The organism is Streptomyces sp. NPDC042371 (assembly GCF_056437465.1).
Genome location: NZ_JBWKAP010000013.1, coordinates 91,437 through 103,688, shown reverse-complemented (window position 1 = coordinate 103,688; position 12,252 = coordinate 91,437). Strand labels below are relative to the sequence as shown.

Below are 12,252 nucleotides of genomic sequence, written 5' to 3'. Positions count from 1 at the left end.
GTCGTTGCATGATTGCCCGATACACCCTGCCCGAGATGGCGGATCTCTTCTCCGACCAGTCGCGCTACGCCACCTGGGTCCGCGTCGAGATCCTGGCGACCGAGGCCCAGGTCCACCTGGGCCGCGTCCCCGAAGAAGCGCTCCAGGACATGCGCCGGGCCCGGGTACCGCTCGCGCACCGCATCGCGGAGATCGAGAAGGAACGCGACCACGAGGTCCTCTCCTTCCTCGCCGCCTACTGCGAGGACATCCCCGAACCCTCCGCCCGCTGGGTCCACCTGGGCATGACCAGCTACGACCTGGTGGACACCGCGCTGGGCCACACCCTGGCCCGGGCCGTGGACCTGCTGAGCACCGCGGGCAGGCGCCTGCGCCGCACCCTGGTGGCCCGCGCCCAGGAGCACTGGGACACCCTGATGGTCGGACGCACCCACGGCATCCACGCCGAGCCGACCACCTTCGGGCACAAACTCGCCGGCTACGCCTTCGCCGTCGACCGCTCCCTCAACCGCCTGGCCGCTGCCCGCGAAGCCGTCGCGGTCGGCACCGTCTCCGGCTCGGTGGGTACCTACGCGCTCATCGACCCGTTCGTCGAGGAACACGTGTGCCAGGCGCTGGGCCTGGGCATCGAACCCGCCCCCAGCCAGGTCGTCGCCCGCGACCGCCACGCCCAACTGGTCCAGGCCGTCGCCGCCCTGGGCGCCTGCGTCGAACAGATCGCCCTGGAACTGCGGCTGCTGCAGCGCACCGAGGTCGCCGAGGTCGAAGAACAGCGCGCCGGCGCCTACCAGGGCTCCAGCGCCATGCCGCACAAACGCAACCCCACCACCAGCGAACGGCTGTGCGGCCTGGCCCGCCTGCTGCGCGGCTACGCCACCACCGCACTCGAAGACGTCGCCCTGTGGCACGAACGCGACCTGGCCCACCAGGCGGCCGAGCGGGTCATCCTGCCCGACAGCCTCTCCGTCGCCCACTTCCAGGCCACCCGGGCCGAAGAACTGGTGGCCGGCCTGCGCGTGCACCCCGACCGGATGCGGGCCGCCCTGGACCACACCCACGGCCTCATCCACAGCTCCGCCGTCCTGGTGGAACTGCTGGGCGAGGGCACCGAACGCGAGCGGGCCTACCGCTCCGCACAGGCCGCCGCGAACCGCACCGCGGCCACCGGCACCCCCTTCAAGGACACTCTGGCCCAAGAAGGCGTCCACCTGCGCCAGGAGCTGCGGCCCGAACACTTCCTGGTCCACCACGACGTCATACGGCGGCGATTGGAGATGCTCGATGAGCTGGAAAACTGAACGCGTCAGCGGCACGGACCTCGACCTGGACGAGGTGCTGGCCGTCTACCACGACTCGGGCCTGGGCGAGCGCCGGCCCGTCCAGGACCGCGACCGGATGGCCGCGATGATCCGCGAGGCCAACCTCGTCGTCATCGCCCGGGAAACGGACAACACCCTCATCGGCATCGCCCGCAGCATCTCCGACTTCTCCTACGTCACCTACCTGTCGGACATCGCCGTCATCCGCCGCCACCAGCGCTCCGGAGTGGGCACCGCCCTGCTGGACGCGACCCGGCAACAGGCCCCCGACGCCAAGGTGGTGCTCCTGTCGGCCCCCGCCGCCACCGGCTACTACCCGCGCGTGGGCTTCACCCGGCACGACTCCGCATGGGTCCTCAACCCCGGACAGCCCCTGCAGGGACCGCCCCGCGCCCACCCCTAGACGGGCAGACCGTCACCACGATCCTCCGGGCCGCCGGCCGCACGTCCGGCGGCCCGCCCGGGCACAGCACACACCACGGGGGAGGCATGAGCCACATACCGTCACCGGCACTGCTGGAGCCCTTCGCCCCCGTGCCCGAAACCGCCCGGCCCCTGGAGCCCGGCGGCCCGGCACCGGCCCGCCCGCCCACCGGCCAGCGCATCCTGGTCGTGGACGGCGACGCGGCCCTGGCCGGATCACTCACGGCCCAGCTGCGCCGCCACGGACACGACCCGGTCGGCGTCCGGCACGGCAGCGCCGCCCTGCAGGCCTACGAGGACGTCGAACTGGTCCTCCTCGACCTCGACCTGCCCGACCTCGACGGCCTGGAAGTGTGCCGCGCGATCCGCGAGGTCAGCAGGGTCCCCATCATCATCGTCACCGCCCGCCGCTCCGAACTGGACTGCGTCCTTGGCCTGCACGCGGGCGCCGACGACTACGTCACCAAGCCCTACGGGCTGCGCGAACTCATGGCCCGCATCGAGGCGGTGATGCGCCGCACCCGCTGGCAGCCCGCCACGGCCAGGGAACTGGACCACGGCCGGCTGCGCATCGACGTCGACTCCCGCCAGGTCACCGTGGACGACCAGCCGGTCGCCCTCACCCGCAAGGAGTTCGACCTGCTGTACCTGCTGGCCTCCCAGCCCGACACGGTCATCCCGCGCAAGCAGCTCCTGCAGCAGGTGTGGGGCGACTCCTGGTCACGCCGCACCATCGACACCCACGTCAGCAGCCTGCGCGGCAAACTCGGCGCCAGCGCATGGGTCGTCACCGTGCGCGGCGTCGGATTCAGGCTGGGCACCGGATGAGCGGCCCGCCCACGCGAGCACCACGCGCAAGCCGCACACCAGTGCACCCCGCCACACCACCGCAGCCCCCACCCCGGCAGCGGTGCAGACACGCCCTGGAGACCACCATGCTCACCCGACGCAGTGCCCTGAGCGCCACGCTCGCCACCACAGGAGTGGCCCTGACCGGCGCCGGCCTCACCCCGCTGCTCGCCGCCCGCGCCCGCACCCAGCCCCCGCCCCAGGCGGCCCCGGCAGCCCCCGCGGCACCGGAGAAGTTCCGGCGCCCGATGCCCCTGCTGCCCGAGAAGAAGCCCCTGGCCCGCACCGGCCGCTCCGACCTGTACGTGATGACCATGAAACCCGCCCGCGCCGAGATCCTGCCCGGCATCCAAAGCGACGTCCTCACCTACGACGGCCACTTCCCCGGCCCCGTCATCAGAGCCCGCACCCACCACCCCGTGGTCATCAGACAGCGCAACCGCCTCACCGTGCCCACCGCCGTCCACCTGCACGGCGCCGCCGTCCCCCCGGACAGCGACGGCGACCCCATGAACGTCATCGAACCCGGCGCGGAGCGCACCTACCACTACCCCAACCGCCAGCCCCACGCCCCACTGTGGTTCCACGACCACACCCACCACCTCGAAGCGGAGAACACCTACCGCGGCCTGTCCGGCTCCTACCTCCTGACCGACCCCACCGAAGCCGCCCTGCCCCTGCCGGGGGGCCGCTACGAAGTCGTCATCGCCCTGCGCGACGCCCGCCTGGACGAACAGGGCCAACTCGCCTACGCGATGGGCGACCGGGCCCGCAACACCATCCTCACCAACGGCGTGCCCTACCCCTACTTCCAGGTCGCCGCCCGCAAGTACCGGCTGCGCCTGCTCAACGCCTCCAACCAGCGCCGCTTCGAACTGCGCCTGGCCGACGGCGGCCCGCTCGTCCAGATCGGCTCCGACGGCGGCCTGCTCACCGCCCCCCACACCACCGACCGCATCGCCCTGTCCGCGGGCGAACGCGCCGACGTCATCGTCGACTTCTCCCGCTACCCCCTCGGCAGCAGCGTGGTGCTGGACAACACCACCGGCACCGGACCCGCCGAAGAGATCGGCGAGGTCCTGCGCTTCGACGTGGTCCGCACCGCCCACGACCCCAGCCAGATACCCGCCCGCCTGCGCACCCTGCCGCCCCTGCCCCGCCCCGACACCGAGCGCACGGTGGTGCTGCGCATGGACGAGGGCGGCGAACACCCCGGCGCCTACATCGACGAGAAGGTGTACGACCCCGGGCGCGTCGACGCACACATCAAGTTCGGCACCAGCGAGATCTGGACGGTCACCAACGCCAACGCGCGCGCCGAGCACAACTTCCACCTGCACCTGGTGCAGTTCCGCATCCTGGAGCGCGCCGGAGGGCCCCCGCCACCGGGGGAGGGCGGCCTGAAAGACACCGTCTTCCTCGCCCCGGGCGAAACCGTGCGGCTCCAGGCCCTGTTCAACAGCTACCGCGGCCACTACCTCTACCACTGCCACATGTTCGAGCACGGCGTGCGCGGCATGATGGCCACGATGCAGATCAGATGAGGCGTTCCGGCCAGAAGGAGGAGCCCGTGGACGCGACGACGGGCGAGGCCGAGGGGACCCGGCGCGGCCCCCGGCAGCGCAGCGTACGCCTCGCGCTGATACCCCTGCTGCTCGCGATGCTGCCGTCCTCGCTGGGCACCACGATCGTGGCGACCTCGATGCCGACGATCGCCGGTGAACTCGGCGGCGTCGCCTACCTGTCCTGGGCCGTCACCTCCTACACCCTGGCCGCCGCGGCGTCCATCCCGGTGTGGGGAAAGCTCGGCGACATGTACGGGCGCAAGCGGTGGCTCGTCGTGGCGATGTCGGTCTTCCTGACCGGCTCCCTGCTGTGCGGACTGGCCCAGGACATGGGCGAACTGATCGCCGCCCGCACCATCCAGGGGCTCGGCGGGGGAGGGCTCGCGGTCGGCGTCATGGCCGTCATCGGCGAGCTGATCCCGCCCCGCGAACGCGGCCGCTACCAGGGCATGATCACCAGCGTCATGGTGTTCTCCATGATCGTCGGCCCGCTGGCCGGCGGCGGCATCACCGACGTCTTCGGCTGGCGCTGGGCCTTCTGGTTCAACCTGCCCGTCGGCGCCTTGGCCCTGCTCCTGATCGCCCGCCTGGTGCGGGTGCCCGGCCGGCGCCGCAAGGCACACATCGACTACGTCGGCGCGGTGCTCCTGGTCGCCTGCATCGTCTCCTTCGTCCTGGTGGTCACCTGGGGCGGCGTCGAGTACGCCTGGAACTCCGGCATGATCCTGGGCCTCACCGCCCTGTCCGCAACGGCCCTGGCGGGCTTCGTCCACGCCCAGTCCCGGGCCACCGAACCGGTCCTGCCCCCGCACCTCTTCGCCGACCGCAACTTCTGCCTGATGGCCGTCCTCAGCTTCACCAATGGCTTCGTCATGTTCGGCGCGGTCCTCTACCTCCCGCTCTACCAGCAGGCCGTGCACGGCGTCTCCGCCACCGGCTCCGGCCTGCTGCTCCTGCCGATGCTCGGCGCCCTGGTCCTGGCCTCCCAGTTCTCCGGGCGCACCGTCGCCCGCACCGGCCACTACAAGCTCCTCCAGGCGGGCGGCGCGGCCGCCATGCTCACCGGCACCCTGCTCCTCACCCAGGTGGACACCCACACCGCACGGCTGACCGCCGCGCTCTTCATGGCCCTGCTCGGGGCGGGCATGGGCTTTCTGGGGCAGAACGTGATGACCGTCGCGCAGAACAGCGTCGCCACCCAGGAAGTGGGCGTCGCCTCCGCCGCGATGACACTCTTCCGCACGCTGGGCCAGTCGGTCGGCGTCGCCGTCATGGGCACCCTGTTCAACCACCGCGTACGCGACGTGATGAGCGAAGGCACCGGCGCCACCGCCCTGTCCGGCACCCGGCTGGACGCCGACGGCATGAGCCGCCTGGATCCCGGCGTACGCGCTGTGTACCGCAGCGCCGTCGCCCAGGGCGTCCAGGGCGCCTTCGTGCTGGCCTCACTGGCCGCGGGCCTCGCCCTGCTCGCCGCGCTCCTGGTCCGCGAGATCCCCCTGCGCGCCGCCCGCAAGCAGCCCGAACAGCGCTCCTGACACACGAAACCGGCGCCGCGGGCCCCCTGTGCGGGACCGCGGCGCCGGAGACGGCGCAGGGGCGGCGCTCAGCGCGCACTGGCCTCCACCACGGAGATCGCCGCAGGCGTCTGCACCACACGCTCCAGCCGGAACCCGGCCTTGCCCAGCAGCTCGGAGTACTGGGCACGGGTACGTTCCTTGCCGCCGACCAGCAGCATCAGCCACAGGTCGACCAGCTTCCCCGAGTGCGGGCCGTTCAGCTTGTCCGGGACGACCATCTCCATCACCAGCAGCCGCCCGCCCGGGTTCATCGCCTTGCGGACGTTGCGCAGGATCTCCAGCGCCTGCGGCTCCGGCCAGTCGTGCAGGATGTGCTTGAGGATGTACGCGTCCCCGCCGCCGGGCACCGCATCGAACAGGCCGCCGTCGGCGATCGTGCACCGGCCGGACACGCCCTGCTCCGCCAGGAAGTCGGCGGCGCCGTTGGTGCCCACCCGCGGATCGGAGAGGATCCCGCGCGCCGAGGGATTCTTCTTCAGGACCCCGGCGAGCAGATCGCCCCGGCCGCCGCAGAAGTCGACCACGGTGCCGTAGCGGGCGAAGTCGCAGGCGGCCAGCAGCGGTTCGGTCTCGGTGCCCGACATGGCGCCCATGCCGTTGGTGAAGACGGCCCCGTACTCCGCGTTCGCCTCCAGATACTCGAACGCACCCATGCCGCGCACCTTGGGCAGGCTCGGCTCACCGGTGCGCACCGCATCGACCAGGTGACCCCAGTCCTCCCAGTGGATGGGATGACCCATCAGCCGGGCTATGCCGTACATGGACATCGGGGCGTCCTTGAGCAGCGACCGGGCCATCGGGGTCAGCTTGAACCGGCGGTCCTTCTGCTCGGCGAAGATGCCGTAGGTCGCCAGCAGCCGCAGCAGGCGGTGCAGCGCGTCGGGGTCCGCACCGGCCTTCCCGGCGATCTGCTCCGGCGTCAGCGGCCCGTCCACGAGGGTCTCGGCGATGCGCAGCTCGGCGGCCACGTAGATGGCCTGGCTGACCATGGCGCCCTGGACGAGTTCGAGCAGGGCGAACGGCGGCGGTGCGAGCTTGCGCGTCAGACCCTGCAGAGCGGCGCGCACGCTTTCGACGGCACGGACGACACGGGCGGGCGGCAGTGGCGGCATGACATTCCTCCGGCTTGGCGATTGCTTGACGGTTGAAGAACAGGAAGGGAAGAAGAGAGAGAAGGGGGAGGGGGAAAGCGGCGGGGGAGGGGGAGAGGGGCGGGGGAGGGAAAGGAAGAAGAGGGGCCGCCTCACCCGCGCAGCGCGCGGTCCACCAGCACCCCCGCCGCCCCGGTGTACCGCTGCGGATCGAGCAGCTCCGCCAGCTCACGCCCGCTGAGCACGCCCTCCAGCGCGGGCAGTTCGGCCAGCACCTCACCCAGCGGCCGGCCGGCCGCCCGCGCCCGCTCCAGGGCTCCGGCGAGCAGCTCCTTGGCCGCGGCCCTGCCGAGCCGGTCCGCCAGATACGCCGAGAGCCGCTCCGAAACGACCTGCCCTCCCGTCAGGTCGAGGTTGTCGCGCATCCGTTCCCGGTGCACGCGCAGCCCCGCCGCCAGCTCGGCGGCCGCATGGGCGGCGCCCCCGGTCAGCCGCAGGCACTCGCGCAACGGCTGCCACTCGGCATGCCACAGCCCCGCCGAACGCTCGTCCTCCGCCGGCAGACACTGCGCCAGGATCGAACTCAGCGCGGGCACCTGGACCGCGGCCGAGCGGATCAGGGTCGCCAGGACGGGGTTGCGCTTGTGGGGCATCGCGGACGAGGCGCCCCGGCCCTGCCCGGCGGGCTCGGCGACCTCACCGATCTCGGTACGGGCCAGCACCTGCACGTCCGCCGCCATCTTGCCCAGCGCGCCCGCGGTGTGGGCCAGCGCCGCCCCCAGATCGGCGACCGGCGTGCGCAGGGCGTGCCAGGGCAGCACCGGTAGGGCCAGGCCCGTCTCGGCGGCGAACGCCCGGGCCAGCCGGTCCACCACCTCCTCGGCGCTCCGGCCCCCGGCGCCGTCCGGCGCCTGCGCCGCGTACTGCAGGTAGCCGGCCAGCGTCCCGGCCGCGCCGCCCAGCGACACGAAGAGCCCCTCGTCGGCGACCCGTTGCAGCCGCGCGGCTGCCGCCAGCACCAGGTGCCGCCAGCCGGCCGCCTTGAGCCCGAACGTGGTGGGCACGGCATGCAGGGCCAGGGTCCGCCCGGCCATCACCGTGTCGCGGTGGTCGGCCGCCAGCGCGGCCAGGGAAGCGGCCGTGGCCCGCAGGTCCGCCACGATCAGCCGCAGCGCCCGCGCCGCCACCAGCATCGCCCCGGTGTCGAAGACGTCCTGGCTGGTGGAGCCGTGGTGCACGTACTCGGCGGCCTGCGGCGCCTGTTGGCCCACCAGCCGGGTCAGCGCGGCCACCAGGCCGACCACCGGGTTCGCCGTCCGGCGGGCGGCCAGGGCCAGTTCCCGCACGTCGAAGTGCTCGGCCCGGGCGGCCGCGGTGATCGCCTCGGCGGCCGCGGCGGGCACCGTGCCGCAGCGTGCCTGGGCCCGGGCCAGGGCCGCCTCCGCGTCCAGCATCGCCTGCAGCCAGGCGGTGTCACCGACCGCGGCCTCGACACCGGTGCCCACCCGCACCGGCGACAACAGCCCGGCATCCGGCTGCACGGCCAGGTCCAGGTCCAGGTCCAGGACCTGGGCCTGGGCCTGCTCTTCGGGGTCACTGCGCGTCGCGCTCACGGATGCACCTCTCTAGGTCCAGGAGCCATCGCCATGCCGTCCGCCCCGTCCGCCCCGTCCGCCCCGCCCGGCGCCGGGCCGTCGTCCGCCGGACCATCGTCCGCGGGGCCCTCGTCCGCACCGGGGGAGGACCGCGGCGGGGCGGGCAGCGCAAGCACCGCCTCCGCGATGGCGTCGGAGTCCTCCAGCGTCACCGACCCGACCCCGGGCCGGATCCCCGCGGCCGTCACCCAGTGCACCGACTCCGTGGGCACCCCATAGGCGAAGCGCCGCGGATGGGGGACCCCGGCCGCGCTCAGCAGCCGGAACGACCGTGCCACCGCCAGCCCGCCCGTCTCGTAGCCCTCGCCCGTCCCGGAGCCGTCGATGCGGTAGGGGCGGCACTGCCCCGACTCCAGCAGCTGCCGCATCAGCGGATCGCCCGTACGCCGCAGGTCGATCTCGGGCAGCCGGGCCTCGATCAGCGCGGTGGCCCGCACTCGGACACCGGGAATCTGCGCCGACGTCCCGACGAACCCGGCCGCCCCCGCCCCGCCCTCCTCGCCGCCGCCGCTGGTGGTGGTGACGCGGATACCGGGACACGACACGTCGAGCACACCGGCCTCCATCAGCGCGAGCATCTCCTCCACACGGCCCGCGGGCGGCCCGATGGACAGGTAGGCGTTGAGCGGCGTGTACCACCCGTCCAGCTCCTCGCGGTGCGAGGCGGCACCGAGCCCGCCGTGGTCGACGGCCAGCCGGATCTCGTTGCGCAGATCCCGCAGCACGTCCAGCGCGGCCTTCAGCGGCCCGCGCACATTCCCCCGGCGCGCCTCCACAACATCCTGGGACAGGTGTTCCCGCAGCCAGGACCGGAACGCCGCCAGATCACCGAACACACGGGAGCCGTACGGACGGGCGATGACATCCCAGTCCCAGCGCTCCGCCTCCCCGATCCCGGCGGCCGCCAGCACACCCTCCTCCGCCCGCCCCGGCGCCGCATGCAGGAAGCCGGACGCGAAACAGGCCACCGCACCAGGGGCATCGCCCCGCGCGGCCAGCAGCGCCTCGTAATAGACGCTGCGTACCTCCTTGGAAATCAGCGGCCACAGGTCGGTGCCGAAGCACAGCGGCCCCCCCTCCCCGCCGCGCAGCGCCGCCACGTGCTCGACGGTCAGCAGCCGCGGCCGGTAACGCCCGTGCGCGCCCTTCTCGTTGTCGCCGCGGGAGTGGTACGGGACACCGCGCCGCGAACCCGCGTGCAGCCGTGGCTCCCGCCCCGAGGGCCGGTAGACGAGCTGCCCCCCGACGCGCTCGAAGACGCCGCCCCGGGCATGGGTGAACAGCGACATGTAGTCGAAGAAGTTCAGGCCGAGCCCGCGCAGCAGCACGTCCTGGCCCGGCGCGATGCGCGACAGGTCCACGTCCGCGGGGTTGGCCGGAGGGACGTAGACGAGATCGTGCCGGGCCGCGAACTCGGCCAGCACACGCTCGCTTTCACCCGGCCGCACCGGCACGTGCCCCTGCGCCAGCACCACCGCGGACAGCCCCGCCAGCCGCGTCCCGTCCTCCAGCACCACCGTCTGCGCCCCGGCGAACGGATGCCCGCCGCCGTCCTTGAGCGCCACCGCCCGCACCCGGTGCACACGGATCACCACATGCTCCGGCGCGTTCGCCAGAACCTGCCCGAACGCCCAGGTCAGGTACCGCCCGTACAGGGCACGGGTGGGATACGTGTCCGGCCCCAGCGCCCGGGCCTCGGCGAGGACCTCCTCGTCGCGGGGCGTGGCGGGACCGGGCGGCAGCGAGCCCAGCCCCAGCGACCTGGCCCACTCGTACAGGCTCGGCCCCTCCTCCAGCGGGCCGCGGATGCTGACACTGTCGTCGGTGTACACCGTGACCTGCGAGGCGACGGTGTTCATCAGCAGATGGGGCGACTGCGCGGGCCGCCACACGCGGCCCGCGCCGGGCGGCTCGGGATCCACGACGTGCACGGTCACGGCGTCCCACAGCGGGGACTTCCGCTCCTGCGCGCAGACCCGCTCCAGCACGGACAACCCGCGCGGTCCGGCGCCGATCAGGCACACCTCGGTGCGCCGGCCGCTCACCAAGTTGTTCCGCCCGGCACATCGTCGTGAACCAAGGGTCCAGTGGGCATGGTCGCGTTCTCCTTGTCGCGGAGGGCATACCGGCCAGAGAGCAACCGCCGTGCGGTGCGCCCCCACACTCCCGACGGGGTCAGGAGGCGTGCTCAACCAGGACTCGCGTCCCGGCGGAGGCCCACGCGAGCCGACCAGGACACAGCTCTCCGCACGGATCACCCAGGCATGGATCACTCAGGAAGGAAGAGGCGGCGCATTACACGGCCCCGGGCCGCTCTCACGCGATTATCCGAACTCGGCCCGCAGGCGCGGGCGGAGGAATGCGTGAATGAGTGAATGAGGACATGGCGCCACGTCGGACGCCGGTCCGTCCGGCACGGCGGACAGATCACAATCCCGCAGACCTTATTACAAGTGCGCGCGGGAGGGGAGACCCTATGTACGGAAGGACGGCGGAGGTATTTCCTCCGCTTCACCCGGACCTGACCTCCCCGCACCCCGAGGGAAGCACTTGCCGCACCCGCCGACGAGTCGACACAATTCCGCTGGCCCATGAGTTATCGGTGGACAACGGCGAAAGTGACATCAGAGGGATACCTGAAAAGCGGTGGAGTATCTGCAGATCCGGGCCGCCAGCGGCTGACGTACCCGACGGATCGGTTAGCAGAGAGAGGCTGTGAAGTCTGCCATGCGACATGCGCTGCAGATCAGATTCGGTGCCGGCTCGCAAACGCGAAGCCGCCGGATTCTAGGAGGAATCTGTGAGGGTAAAGGTCCTCGGCCCGCTTGGTGCCGATGTTAACGGTGTGAATGTTGTGCCAACCGCAAGCAAGCCACGGCAGATACTGGCGCTTTTGGCCCTCTACCCAAGACGGGTCGTGCCGATCTCGACGCTCATGGAGGAAATCTGGGGAGTCGACCTGCCCGCAAGCGCCATGACGACCCTGCAGACCTACATCCTCCAGCTGCGCCGCCGCCTGGGCACGGCCATGGGCCCGGACGCCGCGGGCAGCGCCAAGGACGTCCTGGTCACCCGGTACGGCGGCTATCTCCTCCAGATCCCGCCCGAGCAGGTCGACGTCCACGAGTACGACCGCCTGGTGGCCGGCGGCCAGCGCGCCTTCGACAGCGGCGACGACCTGGCGGCGGCCACCCTCTTCCGGCGGGCGCTTGACCTCTGGGACGGGTCCGCTCTGGTCGACGTGCGGATGGGCTGCGTACTGGAGATCGAGGCGACCCGCCTGGAGGAGAGCCGCCTGGTCACCCTGGAGCGGCGGATCGACGCCGAGCTGCGCCTGGGCCGGCACTGCGAGTTCATCGCGGAGCTGAGCGACCTGATCGCCCGGCACCCCCGGCACGAGGGCCTGCACTCACAGGCGATGGTGGCGCTGTACCGCTCGGGCCGCCAGGCCTCGGCCCTGGACGTCTACCAGCGCCTGCGGGCCCGGCTGATCGAGGATCTGGGGGTAGAGCCGTCGCCGCAGTTACAGCGGCTTCATCAGGCGATCCTCACGGTCGACCCGCGCCTGGACGTCATCGCAGGCCCCCGGCGCTCATCCACGTACGACCGCTACGCGAGCTGAGCGGGCACATCCGCGGTGCCGTCGGCGGCATCTGCAGATCCCGGGGGAGTACCTCTCCTCGCGAAGGGATGCCGCCAACATCGCCCGCCACCACCGGGGGAGCGGACCACCAGGGGGTCGACTGCGGAATTTCCTCAGTTGGACACCT

9 protein-coding genes are annotated in these 12,252 nt (G+C 72.2%); 6 read left to right on the top strand and 3 right to left on the bottom strand.

The genetic code is table 11. The features are described from left to right. Window positions 1-8: 8 nt before the first annotated feature. The 5 genes from purB to AC068B_RS32825 all read left to right on the top strand — a co-directional run bounded on the left by purB (window position 9) and on the right by AC068B_RS32825 (window position 5,694). The gene (purB, locus tag AC068B_RS32845; protein ID WP_478675182.1) at window positions 9-1,298 is read left to right on the top strand and encodes an adenylosuccinate lyase; all 1,290 of its coding nucleotides are present in this window, start codon (window positions 9-11) and stop codon (window positions 1,296-1,298) included. Beyond that, window positions 1,282-1,722: a GNAT family N-acetyltransferase gene (locus tag AC068B_RS32840; protein WP_478675181.1), complete on the top strand. Its 441-nt coding sequence runs from the start codon at window positions 1,282-1,284 to the stop codon at window positions 1,720-1,722. Before purB ends, AC068B_RS32840 begins: the two co-directional genes overlap by 17 nt. Window positions 1,723-1,808: 86 nt before the next feature. Further along, on the top strand, window positions 1,809-2,570 hold the full coding sequence (locus AC068B_RS32835) for a winged helix-turn-helix domain-containing protein (protein WP_478675180.1): 762 nt from the start codon (window positions 1,809-1,811) through the stop codon (window positions 2,568-2,570). Window positions 2,571-2,677: 107 nt separating this feature from the next. Next, a complete protein-coding gene (locus tag AC068B_RS32830) occupies window positions 2,678-4,135 on the top strand; it encodes a multicopper oxidase family protein (protein ID WP_478675179.1) in 1,458 nt (485 codons plus the stop codon). 26 nt (window positions 4,136-4,161) lie between these two features. Then, window positions 4,162-5,694 (top strand): MDR family MFS transporter, encoded by a 1,533-nt coding sequence (locus tag AC068B_RS32825; RefSeq protein WP_478675178.1) that lies wholly within the window; start codon window positions 4,162-4,164, stop codon window positions 5,692-5,694. A gap of 68 nt (window positions 5,695-5,762) precedes the next feature. Here AC068B_RS32825 and AC068B_RS32820 read toward each other — a convergent pair whose 3' ends face one another. The 3 genes from AC068B_RS32820 to AC068B_RS32810 form a co-directional block, all read right to left on the bottom strand. Then, window positions 5,763-6,848, bottom strand: coding sequence for a methyltransferase (locus tag AC068B_RS32820; RefSeq protein ID WP_478675177.1), 1,086 nt, complete (start codon window positions 6,846-6,848; stop codon window positions 5,763-5,765). 131 nt (window positions 6,849-6,979) lie between these two features. After that, window positions 6,980-8,386, bottom strand: coding sequence for a nitrosuccinate lyase (locus tag AC068B_RS32815; RefSeq protein WP_478675290.1), 1,407 nt, complete (start codon window positions 8,384-8,386; stop codon window positions 6,980-6,982). Between the two features lie 50 nt (window positions 8,387-8,436). Continuing rightward, window positions 8,437-10,527, bottom strand: a complete 2,091-nt coding sequence (locus AC068B_RS32810) for an FAD/NAD(P)-binding protein (protein ID WP_478675176.1) — start codon at window positions 10,525-10,527, stop codon at window positions 8,437-8,439. Between the two features lie 755 nt (window positions 10,528-11,282). On the opposite strand from AC068B_RS32810, the gene AC068B_RS32805 reads away from it, so the two are divergent. After that, window positions 11,283-12,104, top strand: coding sequence for an AfsR/SARP family transcriptional regulator (locus tag AC068B_RS32805; protein WP_356268623.1), 822 nt, complete (start codon window positions 11,283-11,285; stop codon window positions 12,102-12,104). Window positions 12,105-12,252: the final 148 nt, after the last annotated feature.